This window comes from Winogradskya humida (assembly GCF_016862215.1).
In the GTDB taxonomy this organism is placed as follows: Bacteria; Actinomycetota; Actinomycetes; order Mycobacteriales; family Micromonosporaceae; genus Actinoplanes; species Actinoplanes humidus.
The window spans coordinates 26812-48512 of the sequence record NZ_BOMN01000041.1; the positions used below are offsets into that span (position 1 = coordinate 26812).

The window sequence follows — 21701 nt, forward strand, 5'->3', positions numbered from 1 at the left end:
GGACGAGGTTGGTCCCACCAGTCTCATGCGCAACGAGGCAGTACGGCACCGGTGACGGCGGCTCGCGGGGGTCTCCGCCTGCCGTCAACTCAGGCGTCGCGGGTTGCGCCGCTAAACCGGCGGACATAAGGATTTCTCGGTGGATGAGGAAAAGAAAGAGATCGAGCATCCCGTACGCGCCGAGATCGTCAAGGTGCCCCCGCCACGCCGGGTGAACCAGCCGGCCGAGTGGCGCTGGACCCGGCCCCGGGAAGGGTTCGCGACCGAGTAGGGTCGCGGACCATGCGGAGACTGCTTGCGGCCGGGCTCGCTCTCGGAGCCGTTGTGTTCGCGCTCGGAGTGGCGTGGACGGCTGAGGCCGCGGCGGTGCCGGCCTACCACCCCACCAAGTTGAAGTACGTCGGCGACGCGCAGCAGATCGTGGTGGTCACCGGGACCGGGCGCAAGACGACGACCGGGACGCTCCGGGCGTACCAGAAGAATGCCGATGGGTCCTGGACTCAGAAGTTCGCGGGTATGGCGGCACGCAACGGATACGGCGGCTGGGTGTGGGGGTCGCAGCGGGTGCAGAACACCGGCACCACGCCGATGGGCACGTTCCACATCACGACGGCGTTCGGGCTGAAGACCAACCCGGGCACGAAGATCAAGTACACGAAGGCCGACAGCGGCGACTACTGGGTCGGCGACAACAAGGACGCGAAGACGTACAACCTCTTCCAGCCCTGGGCCTCCGGCACCCGGACCTGGCGGGTGGGCGAGTCCGAGCGCCTGGCGGCCTTCCCCACGCAATATGAGTACGCCGCCATGATCGATTTCAACCGCCCGGTGGCCGCGTCGATCAAGTGGGACTCCGCGCACTCGGAATACGTCACGACCAAGCCGGTCAGTGTGAAGCGGGGCTCGGCGATCTTCCTGCACATCAACGGCTCGGGTTCGACGGCCGGCTGCGTGTCCGTGTCCCGCGCCAATATGATCAACCTGCTGAAGTGGCTCGACCCGGCCAAGAAGCCGCGCATCGTCATGGCGCCGCTGGCCGACATCCAGAACGCGTGAAATAAGCTCGCGCGTTCCTGCGTTACCGCCTACCGTGATCGCCATGTTCGCACTCGGTCTGCAGCTGCCCGCGGGTTCCCCCGCGGTGGCTCCCGTGTGCTCTTCGCTGAACAGCGGCGCTGATACCCGAATCTGACCCTTCCCCACCAGCTCTGAAGAACCCAGGGGAAGGGTGGTTCGACCCTGCGTGGGTTCTCCCGTTTCTTACCGCCAGTAAGGACATTTCCATGGCCAAGAGCCAGTACACCCGGACCAAGCCGCACCTGAACATCGGCACGATGGGTCACGTCGACCACGGCAAGACGACCCTCACCGCCGCCATCACCAAGGTCCTCGCCGACAGGGACCCGGCCACCACCCGGTACGTCGCGTTCGACGGGATCGACAAGGCCCCGGAGGAGCACGACCGCGGCATCACCATCAACATCTCGCACGTCGAGTACGAGACGCCCGCCCGCCACTACGCCCACGTCGACATGCCCGGGCACGCCGACTACGTGAAGAACATGATCACGGGTGCGGCGCAGGTGGACGGCGCGATCCTCGTCGTCTCCGCCCAGGACGGCGCCATGCCGCAGACCCGCGAGCACGTGCTGCTTGCGAAGCGGGTCGGCGTGCCGTACCTCGTGGTGGCGCTCAACAAGAGCGACGCCGTCGAGGACGAGGAGCTGCTCGACCTGGTCGAGCTCGAGGTCCGCGAGCTGCTGAGCGACTACGGCTTCCCCGGCGACGAGGTGCCGGTCGTCCGCGTCAGCGCGCTCAAGGCCCTCGAGGGCGACCCGCGCTGGGTTCAGTCCGTCGTGGACCTGCTCAACGCGGTCGACGCGTACGTCCCGATCCCGCCCCGCGAACTCGGCGAGCCGTTCCTGATGCCCATCGAGAACGTCCTCACCATCAGCGGCCGCGGCACGGTCGTCACGGGCAAGGTCGAGCGCGGCATCCTGCGCATCGGCGACCAGGTCGAGGTCGTCGGTCTCGGCGAGACCATCAGCACGGTCGCCACCGGGCTCGAGACGTTCGGCAAATCGCTGCCGACAGCCGAGGCCGGTGACAACGCGGCGGTCCTGCTGCGCGGCATCAAGCGCGACCAGGTGCAGCGCGGCCAGGTCGTGGCGCTGCCCGGCAGCGTCACCCCGCACAAGAGCTTCAAGGCCCACATGTACGCGCTCAGGAAGGAGGAAGGTGGCCGGCACACGCCCTTCGTCGCGAACTACCGCCCGCAGTTCTTCTTCCGCACCACGGACGTCTCGGGAGCCATCGACCTCGGCGACCTCCCGATGGTCATGCCCGGCGACACCGTGGACCTGACCGTGCACCTGGGCAAGGAGGTCCCGATGGACGTCGGCCTCGGCTTCGCGGTCCGCGAGGGCGGCCGCACGGTCGCCGCCGGCACGGTCTCCGAACTGCTCGACTAGTTCTCCCCGGGTTTCCCCCGGCGCGGGCCGGTTCGCCTTTCTGGGGCGGGCCGGCCCTTTCGCCTTTCTGAGGCAACCCTTTCGCCTTTCTGAGGCAACCCTTTCGCCTTTCTGAGGCAACCCTTTCGCCTTTCTGAGGCAGCTCTTTTGCCGGGTGCGGGCCGCCGGCCGCGGGTCGTTGGCTCAGTTGGTGTAGTGCGCGCCGGGAACCGGGTACGCCTGCGGCGGCACCGGGACCGACTCATGCCGAGAAGGCGCCCGGAACTGCAACGTGTCGCGGACGTTCTTCTGCACCGCCACCCCTGCGAAGACGGTCATCGCGAACGCCAGGCCGTAGAAGCCCTTCTCGCTGAGCGCCATGTCACTGTTCCAAAGCCCGATCACCAGCATCAGTACGGCCAGAGCGACCACCGACCACGACAGCCCCAGATACAACGCGGACACGGGCAACCCGTCCGCCCGATCGCGCACCGACTTCTGCAACGACACCGCCGCGAACACCCCGAGCACCAGCACCGCCGCGTAGAAGCCCTTTTCGCTCTTCGTCATCGTCGCGTTCCAAAGCCCCACCGCGAACGAGCCGAATCCGATCACCAGCACCGCCCAGGAAGCGCCGACGAACGCAGCGGTGGGCTTGCTAGGGGAGGACGCTTGATTTGCCACGGCGGACTGCATCGGCGGAAAGTCAGTCTTCCTGAGAGGTCTTCTTCCGCAGCTCCTCTTCCCGGCGGCGCAGGTCGGCCTCCCACTTCTTCATCATCGACTCGTCCTCCTTGAGCGAGCCCGCGAGATTACGCAGAAACTCCGGATCGTCGTCGGGCGCGAGCGGTCCCTTGCGCGTGGGCCGCTCATCCTCGGGAAAGCCGCTCCCGGGCCGCCACGTCTCCCCGTTGCTCATCCGGATCGCCCGCGGGGGACGGCCCGCCACGAACCACGCGATCGCCCCGATCGGCGAGAACAACAAAATGAGGAAGACCCAGGCCACCCGGGGCAGCGCCCGGATCGCGTATTCCTCGGAAGAAAGACAGTCGATCAGGGCAATGACCAGCAGCGCCAGGTCGACAAGCATGAACAGCGAGTAGAGGCGGAACATGACGACGATGTTCTCAGACTTCTCCCAGCTTCGCGGTACCCCCGAACGGACATTCCGGACCGCTCCGCGGCCAATCAGCCGGGGCGCTGGGGCGTCGGGGTGCCGGGGTGTCGGGGGCGCTGGGGCGCTGGGGCGCTGGGGCGCTGGGGCGTCGGGCGTCAGGCGTCAGGCGTGTCAGAGGGCGAAGTCGGCGGTGGCGATGCCGAGGAAGACGTCGCCGTTGAATGCTCTGACGGTTACCGTCGTTGTTCCTGTGGTGAGGGTTACGTCGGCGGTGGCGACGTTCCAGAATGCGCGGGCCGGGATTTCGTCGGCGTCGCCGATCCGGTAGCGATAGGTCGTCACCTCGTCGGCGTTGGGCAGGAACATCAGCAGGGTGCTGACCTCGCCGGGGGCGGTGGGGTTGAGCACGATCCTGGGGGCGATGCCGGCCGGGGCCAGGGTTCCTCGTCGAACGCTCATGGCGCGACGGTAACGGCAGAACAAGACATCGAAGTCCATGCACGGCGAACTCCCGGCGGCGGGCAACCGGATATGCGGCCGCCGGCCTGAGGAAATTCGGGGCTTGCCGGACCTGGGGCGCATGCCCGATGCGGCCCGAACGCGGACGGCAGCGCGAACGGTCGGCGCTCGCTCGACCTCACGGCGTGTTGGCGAGCGGGAGTGCGGACCGAGCGGGAGTGCGGACCGAGCGGGAGCGCGGACCGAGCGGGAGCGCGGACCGAGCGGGAGGGCGGACATGGAGCTGCCGGCGCGGGGAGTCCAGGCCGGCAGCTCCGGTCCTCAGAGCGTGTAGTCCGTGGAGGCGACGCCGAGCAGGATGTCGCCGTTGAAGGCTCGGACGGTGATGGTGGTTGTCCCTGCGGGCAGGACCACCTCGGCGGTGGCGAAGTTGTCGATCGCGGGGACGAGGATCTCCTCGGCATCGCCGATGCGGTAGCCGTAAGTGGTCACCTCGGCGGTGCCAGAAATCGACATCAGCAGGGTGCTCGCCTCGCCGGGTGCTGCGAGATAGAAACCAATTCCGGGCAGGGGTTCAGCGGGGTCAGCAGGCGGAACCGTGCCGGTCGGCACCGGCACGGACGGAACCGTCGGCACGCCAGGACCTGACGGTGTATCGGGAATCCCCGGCCCGCCTGGCAACCCCGACGAGTCCGGCCCACCCGGCGAGCTCGGCAGCCCGGGCGACCCCGGCGGCTCCGGCAGGTCCGGCGAGTCCGGCGAGTCCGGCGCTCCCAGCAGGCCAGGCGTGTCCGGTAGATCGGGCAACCCCGGCGAGCTCGGCAGCCCGGGTGACCCCGGCGGCTCCGGCAGGTCCGGCAGGTCCGGCGAGTCCGGCGCTCCCGGCAGGCCAGGCGTGTTCGGTAGATCGGGGGATCCCGGCGAGCTCGGCAGGCCGGGTGACTCCGGCGGCCCCGGCAAGTCCGGCAGGTCCGGTGCGTCCGGTGCGCCAGGCAGGGCTGGAAGGTCTGGGGATCCCGATGGAAGGGCCGGTGAATCCACGGTGGGCGGAGCGTCGCCGTCGGGGGTGCCGGCGATTGCGGGGGATGCCCAGATCAGGGTGGCGGCGGTGATGGCGGCGACAGTGGACAGGAGGGCTGGGCGTCTTGTCATTTTTTGGCCTTGGTTGCGGAGGAGGGGGCGGTGGCGACGGTGAAGTTGTATTCGCGGGGGTCGGAGGGGGTGCCGTCGGCGTTGTGGCTGGTTACTTGGAGGGTTTTCCAGCCTTCGCTGTCCGGGGTGATGACGATGGTGGCCGTGCCGTCCGGGGCGGCGGTGACGGTCTGGTCGTCGCCGTATTCGTAGCTGTAGGTGTAGCTGTGGACGGTGGGCTGGGCGGGGTGGAAGGTGAAGGTGCCGGGGATGCCGGGGCCGCCGGCATCCGTGCCTTCCGGGTAGTCGGGGGAGGTGATGATCGGGGCGTCGGAGACCTGGAAGGTGAGGGTGCGTTCGGCGGAGGTGGTGCCGTTGGAGAAGTGGGTGCGGGCGCGGAGGGTGTTGTCGCCGGCGTGGTCGGGGGTCACCGTGATGTAGGCGCCGCCCGAGTCGGACGGGGCGGTGAGTTCGGGGCCGTCGTTGAAGTGGTAGCTGTAGGAGGCGATGCCCGGGGCGGGGCTGTGGATGTTGATGGTCAGGGGGCGGCCGATGCCGTCGACCGGGGGCCAGGAGCCGGAGCCTGCGACGGTGATGGTGGGCACGGGGTCGAGCACTGTCGCGTTGACGTGGGTCTCGTCGGAGACCGTGCCGGTGGTGGTGAGCGAGGTGACCGTGACGGCGACGGTGCCCGGGGCGGGTGGTGTCCAGCGGACCACGGCCGTGCCGTCGGGGCCGGCGGGGACGACGCGGGTCGGCTCGGAGCCGGCGGTGAAACGGTATGTCGCGACGTCGGCGCTTCGCGGGGTCAGCGTGAGGGTGCTTTCGCGGCCGGCGACCCCGCCGGTGCCCGGCCAGAGGAGGTCGTCCGATGTGACGCGCGGAGCGTCGCTGACCGTGAAGGTCTTGGTCGCCTGGCTGAGTGGCGCGTCGCCCTCGAACGATCGGGCCGTCACCGTCACCTCACCCTTGGCGGTCACCGTCAGCGGAACCTCGGCGGCCACCTGGCTGGTGCCTTCCGCCACGGCCGGCACCCGGATCTCGGCGGCGTCACCGACCCGGTAGCCGAAGGATGTCACCGTGGTCGCGCCGGTGGCGAGGCGCAGGGTGCCAGGCAGGCCGACACCGGCCACGTCCAGCGCGATGCCCGGCCGGATCTCGCGCACGGCGAAGGTGTAGGACGTTTCGGGGCTGCGGTTCTTCGCGGCGTCGAGGGCCGTCACATACAGGGAGACGATCCCGTCACGCGTCGGGGTGTATTCGATGGTGACGGGAGCGCCCGGTGCCGGCGCCGGGATGACCGTCTGGGGGTTCGAGCTGCTACGCCACACGTACGCGACCACATCCGGGTCGCCCTCGGCGTCGAAGCGGAACGTGCCGGGTTTCCCGACTCCGTTGTGGAACGAGCCGTCGGCGGGGTATTCGGCGGAGGAGACGACCGGGCCCTTGGCCGGGGCGACGGCGTCGACGCGCATGAAGCACGGCGCTGACCAGTCGGTGACATTGGTGCCGTCGGTGGCCTGGGCCTGGAAAGCCAGCACGGTGCCGTGGGCGAATTCGGACGGGCGCCACTCCTTGCGGGCCGGGCCGCTGTAACCGGAGACCGAGCCCACGACCACTTGGCGCTGGTCGGGGTGGTCGACCGGCCAGATGGCGAAGCGGGCCTGCGGGGAGTAGGTGTCGGGATCGCTGACCTCGGCGGACAGGTAGACCGAGGCGGCGCCGGGGATCACGGTGGGTGCGTCCTGGGCGGCGCAGGCGTTCTGGTCGTAGAGCTTGACGTCGCTGATGGTGGGTGGATTGTTGACCGCCGCGTGGGCCGGCGCGGCGGTCACAAACACCGCCGCGTGGGCCGGTGCGGCGGTCAGTAACACCAGTGCCAGGGCAGCCGTAGCCCCTTTGAGCACAATCACTGTCGATGTCCTCCCCGTTAGAAGTACCGCAGAATCTAGCGGGCGGGTACGACAGGAATCAGGACTACGGAGCCACTTTGGACACGTACTCCGTGGTGTAGGTCTTGCTCAGTTCGACCTGGTCCTTCTTGCCCTTGACGTTGGGGGAGAAGAGGCTGAGCACTTCGAGGACGTTGCGGGCGCCCTCCTCCTTCATCAGGCCGTCGCCGTTGAACATGCCGATGCTGTCCTGGACGGCCTTGACGTAGAGGTCGGGGTTGCCCGCCGCGTACTCCTTGGGCATCTTGGCCGCGATCTCCTCGGGCTTGTGGGCGTCGATCCAGCGGAGTGTCTTGACCAGGGCGTTGGCAAGTTTCTGGACGGCCTCGGGGTGTTCGCCGACCCAGCCGCAGTCCATGTAGAGGGAACTCGCCGGGTAGAGGCCACCGAGCGCGGCTTTCGTACCCTCCTCCGTACGCATATCGATCAGCACTTTGCCTTTGCCTGTGCTGACGAGCTGGGCCGCCGTGGGGTCGGTGGTCATGCCGGCGTCGATGCCGCCGTTGTCGATCGCGGCGATGAACGTCTGGCCCGCACCTGCCTTGACCGTGGTGTAGTCGCCGCTCTCAAGCCCGGCCTTGGTGGCGAGGTACTGCGTGAGGAAGTCGGTGGAGGAGCCGGGGCTGGTGACGCCGAGCTTCTTGCCCTTGAAGTCGGCCGGGCTCTTGACGTCGGAGTCCTTGCCGACGATCTCGACCTCGCCGGGTACGTCGGCGAACTGCACCACGCTCTCGATGCACTTGCCCTTGGTCTGCAGATCGATGGTGTGGTCGTAGAAGCCCACGACGCCCTGCACGTCACCGGCGATCAGGACGTTCTCGGCGGTCGCGCCGGAGGGTTCGGTGAGCAGCTGGACCTGCAGCCCCTCGGCCTTGAAGTAGCCGAGTTGCTCGGTCAGCTTCGCGGGCAGGTAGATGACTTTGTCGATGCCACCGACCATGATCCTGATCGACGGGAGCGTGCCGTCGCCGCCCGTGTCGTCGGGGCCGGTGCCGCGGCAACCGGTCAGCGCCAGGGTGGTGCAGCAGAGCAGTGCCAGGACTTTACGCATTCTCGGCTCCTTGCAGGGCGGGCGGCCGCCAGCGCAGCAGCCGGTTCTCGAGCAGCGTCAGCAGCCACTCGGCGAGCAGGGCGATCACGGTGGTGATGATCATTCCGGCGTAGATGCCGGCCGCGTCGAACGTGCCCTGGGCGTTCGCGATCAGCAGGCCGAGGCCCTTGTCGGCGCCCGCGTACTCGCCGACCACCGCGCCGATCAGCGCGAAGCCGAACGCCGCGTGCAGCGACGCGAAGATCCAGGAGGTGGCGCTGGGCACGACGATCGAGGTCAGCACCTGCGAGCGGGAGGCGCCCAGGATGCGGGCGTTGTTGACCAGGTTGCGGTCCACCTCGCGGGCGCCCTGGAAGGCGTTGAAGAAGACCGCGAAGAAGACCAGGACGACGGCGGTGGCGACCTTCGAGGTCAGGCCCAGTCCGAACCAGATGACGAAGAGCGAGGCGAGCACGATGCGCGGCACCGCGTTGGCAGCCTTGATGAACGGTGCCGCCACGTCCGCGGCGAACCGGGCCCGGCCGAGCAGGATGCCGAGGACCACGCCGCCGATCGCGCCGATGATGAAGCCGAGCACGGCCTCCTGCAGGGTGGTGGCGATCTGGATCCAGACCGAGCCGAACGCCGTTCCCTCGGTGAACCAGTCGACCAGCCGCTCCCAGATCAGCGTCGGCTTGGAGTAGAAGAACGGGTCGATCCAGTGCGAAGCCGTCAGCTCCCAACTGCCCAGCCAGACCACAACGACTGCTACGCGTACGCCCCAGAGCTTGCCCAATCGCCGGCGGCGAACCGACCCCGTGGAAAGAACGGGCGGCGCCAGAGTCTCAGCTTGCACGGCCCATCGCCTCCGCCCGCGCCCGAGCGACCTCTTCGCGCAGCGTGTCCCAGATCTCGCGGTACGCGGCGACGAATTCCGGGGTCAACCGGATCTCCTCGACGTCCCGCGGCCGGGGCAGCGGCACGTCGAAGATCGCCTTGACCGTCGCCGGGCTGGAGGTCATCACGACGACCCGGTCGGCGAGCGCGATCGCCTCCTCGAGATCGTGGGTGACGAAGATGACCGCGGCACCCGTACCCGCCCAGAGCCGTAACAGCTCGTCCTGCATCAGCGCCCGGGTCTGCACGTCCAGCGCGCTGAACGGCTCGTCCATCAGCATGATCTTCGGCTCGTTGACCAGCGTCTGCGCGAGCGCGACCCGTTTGCGCATGCCGCCGGAGAGCTGATGCGGGTAGTACTTCGCGAACGCCGCCAGCCCGACCCGCTCGACCCAGACCATGGCCTTCTCGCGAGCCTGCTGTTTGCCGAGTCCCCGGAACCGTGGCCCGGCGGCGACGTTGTCGAGAACCGAGCGCCAGGGCAGCACGGCATCGGACTGGAACATGTAGCCGACACCGTCCGGGATGCCCCGGACCGGCTCGCCGTTGACGTCGACCTCGCCGCTGGACGCCGGTTCGAGCCCGGAGACCAGCGACAGGGTGGTGGACTTGCCGCAGCCGGTCGGCCCGACCACGGCGACGAACTCGCCCGCGTCCACGGTGAAGGTGAGGTCCCGGACGGCGGTGTGCGGTTCGCCGCCGGTGCCGGGAAAACGTTTAGTGGCGTTACGCAGCGATATCACGCTCATGCGACGCTCCCATCGTGTTTCCTCAATATTTCGTAGCGCCGACGCGCTGAACACCCTCCGCGGCGTTGACCGCGTATTGCGCGTTTTGCTCGCGGCTCCCCGGCGGTACGCTCCGGCCATGTTTCGCCGGCGTTACCGGATCTCCTTGGTGCGACAGGCCTTGGCGTTGCAGGCGGCCGTGTTGCTCCTGGTGGTCGGGCTCGGATTCGCCCTGGTCGCCCGGTTCTTCGATCAGGAACTGACGGATCAGTACGCCACCCGCGCGCTCGCCGTCGCCCGCACCCTCGCCGCCGACCCGCTGATCGCCCAGGCTGCCGCGGCCGACGACCCCGGGCACGTGTTACCGGCCCGGGCCGAAGCCGCGCGCTCGGCCAGTGGCGCCCTGTTCGTCGTCATCACCAACCGCTTCGGCCTGCGGCTCGCCCACCCCAACCCGGACCGCCTCTACGAACCGGTCAGCACCGACCCGTCCGCGGTCCTCAACGGACACGACACCATCAGCGTCGAACGCGGCACCCTCGGCCTGTCGGCCCGCGGCAAAACCCCGCTGCGCGATGGTCAGGGCCGGATAGTCGGCGAGGTCAGCGTGGGTTTCAAGACAGATCAGATCCGCGGGTACGTGCTGAGCCGCCTGGGTGTCGCCGCTCTGCTCGCGGGCTGCGCGCTGCTGCTCGGCATCGGCGGCTCAGCCCTGCTCACCAGGCGGCTGAAACGGCTCACCCTGGGCCTCGAACCGCACGAGATGGCCGCACTCATCCGTGAGCGCGAGGAGCTCGACGCCGTACGCACGCTCAGCACCGCCCTCCGCGCCCAGCGTCACGAGTTCGCCAACCGCCTGCACGTGTTGTCGGGCCTGCTCCAGAACGGTCACCACGGCGAGGCCCTCGAATTCCTGCACGCCGTCACCTCACCGGTCCCGCCCGCCGACTCCACGGTGGACGACCCATACCTGCAGGCTTTCGTCGCGGCGAAGACGGCGGAAGCTGCCGAGAAGGACGTGCGGCTGACGCTCGCGGACACCACGTGGGTCGGCGCCCGGGTGACCGCGCCGGTGGAGGTGACCACGGTGCTCGGCATCCTCGTGGACAACGCGCTCGAAGCCGCCCGGCTCGGCCCCCGCCGCCCCGCGTGGGTCGACCTGGCGCTGCTGGAGGACGACACCGCGCTACACATCTCGGTCGTGGACTCGGGTCCGGGCGTACCCGTCGATCTGGTCGAAAAGATCTTCACCGCCGGCGTCTCCACCCGCGACGGCGACGGCCGGGGCCTCGGCCTCGCCCTGGCCCGCCAGGCAGCCCGCAAACTCGGCGGTGACGTCCGGCTGGCCCGGGCGGCCGGCGACGGCCACGGCGCGATCCTCGAAGCCCGCCTCCCCGGAGCCCTCTCATGACTTTCCGCGCTTCTGGAGGCCTCGCGTGATCGCCGTCCTGGTCGTCGAGGACGACTTCCGGGTGGCCAAGGTCCACGTCGACTTCACCCACCGCGTCGACGGCTTCACGGTCACGGCAACGGCCCGCACGGCCGCCGAAGCCCGCGCGATCCTCGCGACGACCCCGGTTGACCTGGTCCTGCTCGACACGTTCCTGCCCGACGAGTCCGGCCTCGACCTGCTCCGCGACCTGACCGTCGACACCATCATGCTCACCGCGGCCAGCGACGCGGGGACCGTACGCACGGCCTACGCGCGAGGCGCCCTGAACTTCCTGGTCAAACCGTTCACGGCGGAGCAGCTGGGCGAGCGGCTCTCGGCGTACAAACATTATCGGTCTGTCCTGTCCGGAGACCGCACCCTCAGCCAGGACGAGATCGACCGCTGCTGGCGCCTCCTGCACGAAGCCGACCGTCCAGCAGCCCCCAAAGGCCAATCCGCGGTCACCGTACGGTTGGTGAGCGCTGCCCTCCGCCAAGCCACCGGCCCCCGCACCGCCGCCGAGATCGCCGACGAACTGGGCATCTCCCGAGCGACCGCCCAGCGCTACCTGGCCGCCCTCGCCCGCGACGGCACCGCCGAGATGCGCCTGCGCTACGGCGCCACCGGCCGCCCGGAACACCGCTACCGCTGGCTCGCCCCACCCTGATCACCCGGAAACCGTCCCTCTTTTTGCGTGTGCTCCGGCCGATCGTTCCGAAACCACCGCCGAACAGTTCCGGCGGCGTTCAGCCGGGTCGCCACGCGTTACTCTTCCTCGATGTCCACCGAGGAGGCGTGATCAGCTTGACGCCGTTACGAGAGAGCCTTTCTTCGCTCCGGCCTCAAGCAGCTCAGGCTGCGGCCGAGGTGCCGGAATGGTTGTCGATCAGCGTCAGGTTCATCTTTTCCTGGGTCATCCTCATGCCGATCGCCGTGATCGCGGGTGGCAAGCTGCTGGGTCAGCTCTTCAAGCTCGACGGTCAGGATGACGATTCTTTCCGGATCAGGGTCCCTCCGGTGCTGAAGTTCTCTGCGAAGAAGGAGGAGGTGCTCCTCGGCGTCGCGTTGTTCATCATCGACCTCTTTCTGGTCGGCGCGTTCTTCGGCGAGGACACCTACCTGCTGTTCAAACGAGAGTTCGGTGTCGACCCCGGACAGTTCAACTCGATCTGTACGTTCTCGTCGTTCCTGTCCGTGCTGGTCTCCACGACGATCCTGCTGGTGTCGAAGGGGTTCGGCCAGCTCCGCCGGATCCGGCCCGACCCGGTGATCAAAGAACACGAAGAATTGATCGAGCAATTGCGTAAGGACGACCCGCAGAAGAATGCAGGGAGCCGGAATGACTGAGCTGGGCCGCTATCGATCGTCCGCCGAGTTGCCGCGTGGCATGGCCTTCGTATCGGGTAAGGGCGGTTCCGGAAAAACGCTGATCGCCGCCGAAGTGGCGTCAATTCTGAGCAGATACCACGAGGTGTGCCTCGTGGACGCGGATGTCGGCACGGCGGGTCTGTCCTATTATCTCGGTCTGAAGTACGTGCGCAATATTCGCAAGGGCCTGTCCGATCTGCTGCTCCGGCCGAGCCCCGAGCCGCCGGCAGCCTATGTGCAGCCGATTATCGGCCGTTCCGCTCGCTCCGACTTCTTTGAATCGGTCTCGCTCCTGCCCCTCGGCGATCATCGAAGGATCACCCGGGCCCTGCGCGACAACCACGAGCGACCGAACTTCGCCTTCCGGATAAGCTCTGTCGTCGAACAACTCATGGTCGAGAATCCACTGGTGGTGGTCGACTGCCGAGGCGGGATCGACGACGAGTCGATCGCGGTCTGTCAGGCCGTCGACGACATCTTCCTCATCGTCGAGAGCGACACGACCTCGTTCCAGGCATCCCGGCATCTTGTCGACACGCTCAGCGACCTGGACCTGGTCCACAAGCTGCGGGGCTTCATCATCAACAAGGTCTACTCGAACCCCGAGGCGGTGATCCGGGCGGGCGCCGGCGACTTCGGTTCACAGTTTCTGGTCGCGATTCCGTTCGACTTCGCCGCCACCAGGTCATTTTTGATCGGCGATCTGCCGGGGCAGGGTTCTGCCTTCGCCGTTCACGTCCAAGAGGCGCTGAGCAAGGCCTACCCGGAAGTCGTGCCCCGCCCCACCGGCCAGGTGTGGAGCGAGAAGGACTACGACGGTCTCGACACTGTCGCGCCCGAGAGCAGCCGTGGCGGCATCCTGCTCAGCGTCCTGCTGGTCACGCTTGCCACGGTGATGTTGCTCAGCGAGGTATTCGGCACCGGCCTGGGCCTGCTCCAACTGCGCCTGGGGCTGACCGCCATGGTGCTGCTGGGTGTGGCGGCGGGCGCGGAGCCGAGCCGGCGGGCTGTCGGATGGCTGATCGGCAGGTACCTCAAAGCCTTCAGCCCGCGCCGCGCCGACAGGACGGCCCACCGGTGAGGTTCACCATGGGCACAGCTCTTCCTCAGCGGGTGCTCAGTCTGGCGGGCTAGCGTCGGGGGCATGGAAGAGGAACGAGCCACCCGAGTCGTTGCTTCGCTGCGGGACCGCAACGTCTTCGCGCACGTCAAGCTGCCGCATGCCGGCATCACTCAGTACGGGATCCGGGTTGTGCTGCCCGACGGTCGCGAGGCGATCTGGGACAACGACGGCACCGCCGGGCTCGAGGCGCAGATCATGCGGGACGGGGTCCTGGTCGGCTTCGTGCCGTCGATCCCCGGCTCGGAGAATTTCGGCGACGAGCAGATCATCACAGCCATCGCCGGCGCGGACTACGACCAGCCGATCGGTCGTTCCAGCCCGGTCAACCGCACGGGCGGCGGCCGGGTCAGCGCCCCACCGCGACCGCTCGGTCTCGCCGATCGGCTGCGGCGGACCTTCCGCAACTGAAGCCGCCACAGCCCACCTCAGCTCGGCCGCGCCGCGCTTACTCCGGGCTGGCCGCGCTGCTGCCCGGGCGCGGCCTGGCCGCTTACTGCGGGTCGTCCGGGGGCATGGGGATGCGGAGGGTGACGGCGCCGCGGAGGTCGAGCCAGGCCTGGCCCGGGGTGCGGGTCAAGCGGAGGATGACGTCCTCGCAGTGGGGGCAGCGGGCGACCGATCCCATCGCGGGACCCCACAGCGTGAGGGCGGCCAGCGCGGTCGGGTGGCCGCAGCCCGCGCAGGTCGCCACTGCCTGGGTGACGTCGACGGCGAAGATCTCTCCGAGGTCGCCGGCCATGGCGTTGCCGTCGAGCTCGTTGGCGGCGCTCACGGCGTACCCCCGAATCGCTCTGTTCTGATTTTTTTGGGGTCGTGGCCCAGAGCCACCAGGATGTCCGCGGCGGTCTCCACGAACGGGGTCGGCCCGCAGATGAAGACGTCGGGGGCGAAGTCCGGCGGCCAGCCGTGCGTGTTGAGCGTCGGCACGTTGATCCGGCCCGGCTTCTCGGGCCAGCCCTCGGGCGCCTCACGCGTGTAGACGAAGTGCACGTCCAGGCCCGGATCGTCGCGGACCCGGCGTTTCAGCTCGTCGGCGTAGAGGACGTCCTGCGGGGTGCGCACGGAGTAGATGAGCCGGAAGGGCTGCTTGCCGCGCACGTCACCGCGTGCCCTGATCATCGACATCAGCGGGACCACCCCGGAGCCGCCGCCGAGCAGCAGCACCGGCGCGGGCTCGTCACGCCACACGAACCAGCCACCGACCGGGCCGCGCAGCTCGATCGGCTGCCCGACCTCGAGGATGTCGTCCAGGTATGACGAGACCTCGCCGTCCTCGACCCGCTGCACGGTCAGCTCGACATTGCCGCCCTCGCTTCCGCCCTCGCTGCCGCTTTTTGGCCAGGCGGAGGCGATGGAGTAGCTGCGCTGGGCGGAGTAGCCGTCGGGGGCGGTCAGTCGCACGTCGACATGCTGACCCGGCAGGTGACCGGGCCAGTCGGGAACATCAAGAACCAGGGTGCGGGCGGAGGGGGTCTCCCACCGGGACTCGGCCACGGTGGCGACCCGCCACCTCAGTCGCCCTGGTAGCGCTGCTCGCGCCATGGGTCCCCGTACATGTTGTAGCCGGCCTCTTCCCAGAAACCGGGCTCGTCCTGCGGGAGCATCTCGATGCCGTTGACCCACTTCGCGGACTTCCAGAAGTAGAGGTGCGGCACCACCAGGCGGGCCGGCCCACCGTGCTCGGGGTGCAGCGGCTCCCCGTCGAACGTGTGCGCCACCCAGGCCTTACCGTCGACCAGATCCTCCAGCGGCACGTTGGTCGTGTAGCCGCCATAGCCGTGGACCATCGTGAAGTCGGCCGCCGACTCGATGTTTTCGAACAGCGTGTCGATCGCGACGCCACGCCACGTCGTGCCCAGCTTGGACCACTTGGTCACGCAGTGGATGTCGACCGTGAAGTCCTCCTGCGGCAGGGCGTTGAACTCGTCCCAGTTCCAGCTGGTCTTCTTACCGGCCTCGTCGGTGATCGTGAAACTCCACCGATCGAGCGGAATACGCGGCGTCGGCCCGGCGGAGAGCACCGGGAAATCCTCGGTCAGATACTGCCCCGGCGGCAGATCAGGCCGCGAGGACCGGCGCCGCCCGCCGAACCCGGCGTTGATAATGCTCATGCAGAGCAGTAAACCCGATGACCAACCCCAGAAACAGCCCAACAACCGAGCCGTTCACCACACCTCCCGTACGCGCTCCAGCTCCGCCGCCGCCTGCACCCGCCCAGCCTCCGCAGCGAGCGCCCGCCGGTCCGGATTCAGCGGGTTACGCCCGATGGCGGTGAGCGCCGCATCGGTCGGACTGATCACGACGCTGTCTTTATGGAGAGCTTTTGCTTGGTGACCGGGCTTATCCTTCCGCTTCACCGCAGCGGTACTGGGCGCGATGACCACCACCCGCTCGTAGCCGTCTGCGAGATCAACATTGGCGACCGACCGGACCCCGCCGTCCACGTAACGCCGGCCGTCCACAGTCATCGGCGGCCAGACCAGGGGAACGGCGCAGCTCGCGGCCACGGCGTCGATCAGCGAGACCCCGCTGTCACGATCGAACACCCGCACCGCACCCGTCTCGGCGTCCACGGCGGGGACCTTGAGGAGAGTCTCGGGCCAGGCATCGCCCTTCACGCGCATGGCGATGGCCGCGCGGCGCTCCGACTCGGGGACGGTCTGCTTCTTGAGCGCTGCCCGGCCGAGCCAGGCGCGGCCCTTCGCGTCGTCGCCAGGCCACAACGAAGCGATGACGAAGCCCGCGAGCACCCGGGTGTTGATCACGGCGTTGCGGTCACCGGTGGTGTCGGCCAGCTCGTGCGCGTAGAGCTCGCCAACCGGGGTGCCACTGGTCAGCTGCGCGGCGACGACGGATCCGGCCGAGGTCCCGACGAACAGGTCGGCGGTCGTGAGGTCCAATCCGCGCTCGCCCAGCCCGTAAACCATCCCCATCGTCCAGGCGACGCCGGTAACGCCACCCCCACCAAGCACAACCGCACGCTTCACCATGCGCCCACTATTGACCGCTTCGGCTTCCGGGCATGCATGCCACCGCTCAGCTTCTAGGTTTTGGCCCGTTTTGTCCGTTAGTTTGCGACCATGGACGCTCGGGGCCTGCCGCCCGCGCCCGCGGGCCGACCCAGTCGAGACCTGCGAAGGAATGACAAAGCATGCGCGAAGAACCCACCGCGGCCCCCAGCCGCCCCCGTCGCCGCAAGCAAGCAGTCGCCGGAGTCGCCGGCCTGGCCGCCCTGGGAGTAGGCGCCTTCCTGGTGACCTCCCAGCTCACCGACAACGACAAGACCGAACCCCGCGACACCGCGGCCCTGGCCCCGGTCGGCCCAGCGGTCACCGGAGACATCGCCACGGCTGAGCCGTCAGCCTCGGAGTCCGCACCGGCTTCGGTCGCGGCGTCCGAATCCGCCTCGGCCGCACCGGCGGCGAAGGTCACCACCAGTCCCGCTTCGGTGAAGGAGCAGATCGAGGCGGTCCGCAAGGCCGCTCGGCAGCCCAACAACCAGGTGCGTCGGCCGCTCAATCAGCCGGCGGTCCCGGTCAAGGACTCCGAGTTGAAGGTGCAGGCCACCGGGGTTCTCAAGAAGGACCGCGAAACCCTGAAGGTCGTCTCGGCGAAGAAGGACCTCAGCGGCCAGCGGGAGCTCTCCTGGGTGGCTGACGAGGGCGAGGTCGTCGGGGACGCGCGATGCACCCAGAAGTTCCAGTTCAGCGCGGGCGCTCCGGTCGTGGACAAACCGACCCTGCTCGTCTGCTGGCGGACGAGCGCCTCGAAGAGCGCCTACACCGTTGCCGTGAACCTCGACGGTAAGCCGTCCACGGACAAGAGCATCGCGGCGCTCAACAAGGAGTGGAACGCCATCTCCTGAGTATTGACCGTGAGCAGGGCGAAAACGGCCGGGGGCGCATTGCCCCCGGCCGTTCTTTCGTTCCCGCACCGTTCATGCGAAGCGGCCGGGAGCAGATGCTCCCGGCCGCCCTGTCATTCAGGTGATGCCGTTCGGGTGGTGCTCAGAAGGATCAGTACGGCGCGACGGTGAACGTCGATCCGCTGGAGATGTCCGACGCGGAGTAGCCGGTGATGCCGGAGGCTCCCGCGTCACCGTTGCTGACCACCGTGACGGTGTAGGTGCCGTTCGGCACCTGCGGCGTACCGGAGTTGGCCGTGGCCGACGCCTCGGTGAGTGCTCCCGTGTTGAAGTTGAAGGAGCAGATCAGCTCGTTGTCGCTGATGACCACGACGCCGGTGCATTCCGCGATCGGACCGGTGGTGTACGTGGATCCGGACGACGCAGGGTCGTAGGCGCCATCGACCAGCCACACGCGGCCGTTGGTCGCTGCGATGCCGAAGGTCGGCGTGAGGAAGCCCGCGCCCAGGACGTCCACGTAGGTCGCCGTGGCGGTCTGCGGAGCGGTGTTCGGTGTCACCGTGACGCCGTTGGCGTAGGTGAACGCGGTCGCGAGGTTCTTCGTGCCCGCCGCGGTCGTGACGGACAGGGTGACGGCACCGGGTGCGTGCGCCGGAGTGGTCGCGGTGAAGCTGGTAGCGCTGACCGGTGTGACGTTGGTCAGAGCCGTGCCGCCGAGCGTGCCGCTGATCGAGCCCGCTGTGGTCGGGAAGTTCGTGCCGGTGACGGTGATGGTGCTACCGCCGAGGGACGGGCCGCTTGCCGGGCTGATGGCGCCCGAGGTGAGGCCCACGGCGAGGGCGACGGTGTAGGTCGCGGAGCCGATCTGTGCGGCGGTCGCCGAACTGCTGGCGTAGACGCACAGGTTGTACTTGGTCGACGTGGCCCCGCTCGGCACGATCGGCGCCAAGGAGGGAACCAGGATCGACGCCTTGGTGTTCGAGATCTTGTTGATCGACGCCACGAGGACGTTACCGGCGGTCGCCGACGCCGGCGTCACCGCTGTGCTGGCGGTGGTGTTGTACGTCGTCTGGCAGGCCGGGATGGAGAAGGTGGCCACGGGGGTGGTGACGCCGTTCAGCCAGTTGGCGGCTGCCGTCGACGTGGCGGTGATCGTGTTGGTGCCGGTGCTCGGGCCGGCGGTCGAGCTGAGCGTCAACGGCGCGATGGCGGCCTGGGCGGGCAGGGCTGTTGCCGCTACGACCAGGGTGGTGATCGCCGCTGTGGCGAGTCCCGCGCGCAGCAAGCGCCGGCGCGGGGTGGAGTGGGACTTGCTCATGCGAGGTCCTCCTACGGTCATCAGTGACCGCGTCGGTTGGGTTTGGGTGGGCCCGCGCGTGAGAACCATCGTCGGGCCTTCTCGTGAGGGAGCGTAACTTGGTGTATGCGGTGTATTGCGGAGAGTGACGAAGTTCAGTGGAAATGCACCCTAAGCGCCGAACAGGGAGGCATAACGGTGCGCTGAGGCGGGGTTTCTGGTGCAGGTGGGGTCGGTGCGGTAGAGGCTGGATTGGACGCCGCCGGAGCCGCAGTCGGAGAAGTAGGTCTCGTAGGCCAGGCGCTGGGCGTGCGTCGCGAACCAGGAGTGCATCCAGGTGATGAAGTTCGGGTTCTCTTTGCCGGCGTCGGCGGTCGGGACGACGCCCCATTCGCCGACCGAGAACGGCTTGTTGTGCTTGCGGGCGAAGTTGTACAGCCACGTCAGGCCTTCTGGGGCCGCTGCGGTCCGGTCGAAGGACGAGGCCGTGGGGGACCAGGGGTAATGGTCGTAGTTGTCGATGCCCACGATGTCCACGTAGTCGTCGCCCGGGTAGCAGTTGGTGGAGAGGCCGCCGCAGACTCCCTCGGGGGTGTCGTGGGCGTTGATGGTCCAGTCGAAGAGGACCGAGGGGTTGGCGGCGCGGATGTTGTCGGCGGCTCGGTGGTAGCAGTTGAGCCAGGTGGCCGGCGGCGAGGTCTGCCTGGTCGCCGTCCGGGACCAGGCCCTGCGAGATGAGGAGTACGCAGTCGAAGTCGGCGAAGTTCTCGAATGTCCAGCCGGTGCCGGCGGTCATCGCTGACCAGGAGCTTCGGTCGGTGTAGGTCTGGGCGACCGTGCAGGGGCGGCCGCGGGCGGTGCAGAACGCCCTGGCGCTCGGGGTGTCGAGGGATGGGTCGCCGTTGACGGCGGACAGTCCGTGGGTGCCCGGCCAGGTGCCGTTCGGGCGGGGCAGCGCGAGCATCTGCCGGGCCGAGCGCGGGTCGGCAGGTGGTGGCGACGGTGACGGCGACGGGAACGCGGTCATGGCTGGGCCCAGGGAAAAGGCCGAGGCGGAGGGCGAAGCTGAAACCGCAGGGGCGGCGGCGGGTTCGTCGTCGTCCGAGGTGGTGGTGAAGGCGATGGCCAGGCCGATGAGGACCAGCAGGGTTGCCCCGGCGGCGATCAGGGGCGCTCGCCGGCCGCGGCGCCGGTGTTCGGGCAAGTCTATTCGCCGAAGAGGGTCGTGTAGCGGGCTGCTGAGGACGGGTTCTGGGTGCAGTTCGAGGTGGTCAGGTAGAGGCTGGACTGGATGCCGCTCGAGTCGCAGTCGGAGAAGTAGGCCTCGTACGCCAGGTATTGCGCGTGCGCCGCGAACCAGGAATGCATCCAGGTTACGAAGTCCGGGTTTTCCTTGCCTGCGTCGCCGGCCGGTGTCACGCCCCACTCGCCGACTGAGAAAAGCTTGTCATGGGTACGCGCGAAGTCGTACAACCACGTCAACCCCTCAGCCTTCGTGGCAGTGGCGGTGAAGTCGGCGGCGGTGGGCGACCACGGATAATGGTCATAGTTGTCGATGCCGATGATGTCCACGTAATCGTCGCCCGGGTAGCAATTCGTCGATACGCCGCCGCATACCGTGCTCGCTGTGCTGTGGGCGTTGATGGTCCAGTCGAGGACCACTGAGGGGTTGGTGGCGCGGATGTTGTCGGCGGCCTTGCGATAGCAGCTGATCCAATCGGCCTGGTTGTCCGCGCGCCACGGGGAGGTTTGCTCGTTGAATTCCCAGCCGAGCCGGACCACGGAGTCGGCGCGGTCGTGCGTACGCATGAGGGTGCCGAAGTTCTGCCAGTCCGAGTCGTGGTCGCCGGCGGCGCAGGTGGCCAGGTCGGCACTGGCGCCGATCGGGACCAGGCCCTGCGACACCACGAGTACGCCGTCGAAGCCGGCGAAATTATCGAACGTCCAGTCGCTGCCGGCGGTCATCGACTGCCACGAGGTGCGGTCGGTGTAGGTCTGCGCGACGGTGCATGCCCGCCCGCGCGCCTTGCAGAACGCGTTGACGCTGGTGGCGTCCAGGTCCGGGCTGCCGTTGACGCCGGACAGCCCGTGGGTGCCCGGCCAGGTGCCGTCGACGCGGGGGAGGGCGATCATCTGGCTCGCCGACCGGGCTGTGGCCGAGGCGGCCGAGGTGGACGCGGATGCTGTGGGCGTCGCGGGGTCATCGTCGCCGCCCGAGGTGATGATGCCGATGATCACGCCGGCGGCCACGACGACCGCGGCGAACGCGATGAGCAGCAGCGACCGGCGGCTGCGGATCCCACCCTCGGCCATGCGCTCCACCCTCCGGGCTTTCGTGGCGTTTTGTCTGAGTATGACAGCCGCAGGGCCCCGTCCGCCGCGGCTTGCCAAACACTGAGGATTGCCTTACCTAAAGCCCGGTAATTGTTGCCTTACCTATTCTGTAAAACCTCGAAAATGTATTACCCCGGAGCGCGCGCCATCCACGGTAATGGTTTATCGTCGGTCGGGACAAAGGTCGCGAGACAAGGAGGCAATGTCATGACCCAGATGATGGAGATGCCGCGCGTGCAGGCCTGCACGGTAAGTGGCTGCGGCTACAACCACGACGGCTGCACGGCCTTCGCGATCACGATCGGCCGCTCCAGCTCGGAGTGCGACACGTTCGACGACTCGGGCGACCGGGGTGGCATGGGCCAGGCGATGGCGCAGGTGGGTGCGTGTAAGCGCGCCGAGTGTGTGCACAACACCGACCTCGAGTGTCACGCTCCGGCCATCACCGTGGGCGCTGCCGCGGACCGCGCCGACTGTCTGACTTTCTCGGCAAGCTAATAGCTTTAAGTAAGCCTTGC

At 68.2% G+C, this 21701-nt stretch carries 25 protein-coding genes; 10 read left to right on the plus strand and 15 right to left on the minus strand.

The window, feature by feature from the left end; genetic code table 11:
• The first annotated feature begins 139 nt into the window (after positions 1-139).
• The 3 genes from Ahu01nite_RS51375 (at position 140) to tuf (ending at position 2471) form a co-directional block, all read left to right on the plus strand.
• Positions 140-271, plus strand: coding sequence for a hypothetical protein (locus Ahu01nite_RS51375; protein WP_275411755.1), 132 nt, complete (start codon positions 140-142; stop codon positions 269-271).
• Positions 272-282: 11 nt separating this feature from the next.
• Positions 283-1056 carry a L,D-transpeptidase family protein gene (locus Ahu01nite_RS17435; RefSeq protein WP_203837591.1) on the plus strand — a complete coding sequence of 258 codons (774 nt, stop codon included), beginning with the start codon at positions 283-285 and terminating at the stop codon, positions 1054-1056.
• A 227-nt stretch (positions 1057-1283) separates the two neighbouring features.
• Entirely contained in the window at positions 1284-2471 is a 1188-nt protein-coding gene (tuf, locus tag Ahu01nite_RS17440; RefSeq protein WP_203837592.1) for an elongation factor Tu, read from the plus strand.
• Between the two features lie 183 nt (positions 2472-2654).
• Here the strand turns inward: tuf and yiaA are convergent, their stop codons facing one another.
• The 8 genes from yiaA to Ahu01nite_RS17480 all read right to left on the minus strand — a co-directional run bounded on the left by yiaA (position 2655) and on the right by Ahu01nite_RS17480 (position 9785).
• On the minus strand, positions 2655-3134 hold the full coding sequence (gene yiaA, locus Ahu01nite_RS17445; RefSeq protein WP_203837593.1) for an inner membrane protein YiaA: 480 nt from the start codon (positions 3132-3134) through the stop codon (positions 2655-2657).
• Positions 3135-3156: 22 nt separating this feature from the next.
• On the minus strand, positions 3157-3564 hold the full coding sequence (locus tag Ahu01nite_RS17450) for a PLD nuclease N-terminal domain-containing protein (RefSeq protein WP_203837594.1): 408 nt from the start codon (positions 3562-3564) through the stop codon (positions 3157-3159).
• A 174-nt stretch (positions 3565-3738) separates the two neighbouring features.
• Positions 3739-4026 carry a hypothetical protein gene (locus Ahu01nite_RS17455; protein ID WP_203837595.1) on the minus strand — a complete coding sequence of 96 codons (288 nt, stop codon included), beginning with the start codon at positions 4024-4026 and terminating at the stop codon, positions 3739-3741.
• A 321-nt stretch (positions 4027-4347) separates the two neighbouring features.
• Positions 4348-4662, minus strand: a complete 315-nt coding sequence (locus Ahu01nite_RS17460; protein ID WP_203837596.1) for a hypothetical protein — start codon at positions 4660-4662, stop codon at positions 4348-4350.
• Positions 4663-5174: 512 nt separating this feature from the next.
• On the minus strand, positions 5175-7070 hold the full coding sequence (locus Ahu01nite_RS17465; RefSeq protein WP_203837597.1) for a hypothetical protein: 1896 nt from the start codon (positions 7068-7070) through the stop codon (positions 5175-5177).
• A gap of 64 nt (positions 7071-7134) precedes the next feature.
• Positions 7135-8160 carry an ABC transporter substrate-binding protein gene (locus Ahu01nite_RS17470; RefSeq protein ID WP_203837598.1) on the minus strand — a complete coding sequence of 342 codons (1026 nt, stop codon included), beginning with the start codon at positions 8158-8160 and terminating at the stop codon, positions 7135-7137.
• Complete coding sequence (locus Ahu01nite_RS17475) at positions 8153-8995, minus strand: ABC transporter permease (protein WP_203837599.1); 843 nt, start codon at positions 8993-8995, stop codon at positions 8153-8155. Before Ahu01nite_RS17475 ends, Ahu01nite_RS17470 begins: the two co-directional genes overlap by 8 nt.
• Entirely contained in the window at positions 8985-9785 is an 801-nt protein-coding gene (locus tag Ahu01nite_RS17480) for an ABC transporter ATP-binding protein (protein WP_203837600.1), read from the minus strand. Before Ahu01nite_RS17480 ends, Ahu01nite_RS17475 begins: the two co-directional genes overlap by 11 nt.
• Before the next feature lie 118 nt (positions 9786-9903).
• On the opposite strand from Ahu01nite_RS17480, the gene Ahu01nite_RS17485 reads away from it, so the two are divergent.
• The 5 genes from Ahu01nite_RS17485 (at position 9904) to Ahu01nite_RS17505 (ending at position 14095) form a co-directional block, all read left to right on the plus strand.
• Positions 9904-11175, plus strand: coding sequence for a sensor histidine kinase (locus Ahu01nite_RS17485; protein ID WP_203837601.1), 1272 nt, complete (start codon positions 9904-9906; stop codon positions 11173-11175).
• Positions 11176-11200: 25 nt separating this feature from the next.
• On the plus strand, positions 11201-11863 hold the full coding sequence (locus Ahu01nite_RS17490; protein WP_203837602.1) for a response regulator: 663 nt from the start codon (positions 11201-11203) through the stop codon (positions 11861-11863).
• A gap of 29 nt (positions 11864-11892) precedes the next feature.
• Complete coding sequence (locus Ahu01nite_RS17495) at positions 11893-12543, plus strand: hypothetical protein (RefSeq protein ID WP_203837603.1); 651 nt, start codon at positions 11893-11895, stop codon at positions 12541-12543.
• Positions 12536-13645: a CpaE/TadZ family protein gene (locus tag Ahu01nite_RS17500; protein ID WP_203837604.1), complete on the plus strand. Its 1110-nt coding sequence runs from the start codon at positions 12536-12538 to the stop codon at positions 13643-13645. Before Ahu01nite_RS17495 ends, Ahu01nite_RS17500 begins: the two co-directional genes overlap by 8 nt.
• 63 nt (positions 13646-13708) lie before the next feature.
• On the plus strand, positions 13709-14095 hold the full coding sequence (locus Ahu01nite_RS17505) for a hypothetical protein (protein ID WP_203837605.1): 387 nt from the start codon (positions 13709-13711) through the stop codon (positions 14093-14095).
• Between the two features lie 82 nt (positions 14096-14177).
• On the opposite strand, the gene Ahu01nite_RS17510 is transcribed toward Ahu01nite_RS17505, so the two are convergent.
• Genes Ahu01nite_RS17510 through Ahu01nite_RS17525 form a run of 4 tightly spaced genes read right to left on the minus strand, consistent with a single transcriptional unit; the run spans position 14178 to position 16677 of the window.
• Positions 14178-14459 (minus strand): DUF6510 family protein, encoded by a 282-nt coding sequence (locus Ahu01nite_RS17510; protein ID WP_239158914.1) that lies wholly within the window; start codon positions 14457-14459, stop codon positions 14178-14180.
• Complete coding sequence (locus tag Ahu01nite_RS17515) at positions 14456-15229, minus strand: ferredoxin reductase (protein WP_203837606.1); 774 nt, start codon at positions 15227-15229, stop codon at positions 14456-14458. Before Ahu01nite_RS17515 ends, Ahu01nite_RS17510 begins: the two co-directional genes overlap by 4 nt.
• Positions 15199-15798 carry a sulfite oxidase-like oxidoreductase gene (locus Ahu01nite_RS17520; protein WP_203837607.1) on the minus strand — a complete coding sequence of 200 codons (600 nt, stop codon included), beginning with the start codon at positions 15796-15798 and terminating at the stop codon, positions 15199-15201. Before Ahu01nite_RS17520 ends, Ahu01nite_RS17515 begins: the two co-directional genes overlap by 31 nt.
• 54 nt (positions 15799-15852) lie before the next feature.
• Positions 15853-16677, minus strand: coding sequence for a patatin-like phospholipase family protein (locus tag Ahu01nite_RS17525; RefSeq protein ID WP_203837608.1), 825 nt, complete (start codon positions 16675-16677; stop codon positions 15853-15855).
• A 161-nt stretch (positions 16678-16838) separates the two neighbouring features.
• On the opposite strand from Ahu01nite_RS17525, the gene Ahu01nite_RS17530 reads away from it, so the two are divergent.
• Positions 16839-17552: a hypothetical protein gene (locus tag Ahu01nite_RS17530; protein WP_203837609.1), complete on the plus strand. Its 714-nt coding sequence runs from the start codon at positions 16839-16841 to the stop codon at positions 17550-17552.
• 151 nt (positions 17553-17703) lie between these two features.
• Here the strand turns inward: Ahu01nite_RS17530 and Ahu01nite_RS17535 are convergent, their stop codons facing one another.
• The 3 genes from Ahu01nite_RS17535 to Ahu01nite_RS17545 all read right to left on the minus strand — a co-directional run bounded on the left by Ahu01nite_RS17535 (position 17704) and on the right by Ahu01nite_RS17545 (position 21162).
• Entirely contained in the window at positions 17704-18870 is a 1167-nt protein-coding gene (locus tag Ahu01nite_RS17535) for an IPT/TIG domain-containing protein (protein ID WP_203837610.1), read from the minus strand.
• A 150-nt stretch (positions 18871-19020) separates the two neighbouring features.
• Positions 19021-19497, minus strand: coding sequence for a glycosyl hydrolase (locus tag Ahu01nite_RS17540; RefSeq protein WP_307794529.1), 477 nt, complete (start codon positions 19495-19497; stop codon positions 19021-19023).
• Between the two features lie 558 nt (positions 19498-20055).
• Positions 20056-21162, minus strand: coding sequence for a glycoside hydrolase family 26 protein (locus Ahu01nite_RS17545; RefSeq protein ID WP_203837612.1), 1107 nt, complete (start codon positions 21160-21162; stop codon positions 20056-20058).
• A 228-nt stretch (positions 21163-21390) separates the two neighbouring features.
• Between Ahu01nite_RS17545 and Ahu01nite_RS17550 the strand changes: the two genes are divergently transcribed.
• Positions 21391-21681 carry a DUF1540 domain-containing protein gene (locus tag Ahu01nite_RS17550; protein ID WP_203837613.1) on the plus strand — a complete coding sequence of 97 codons (291 nt, stop codon included), beginning with the start codon at positions 21391-21393 and terminating at the stop codon, positions 21679-21681.
• The last annotated feature ends 20 nt before the right edge of the window (positions 21682-21701 follow it).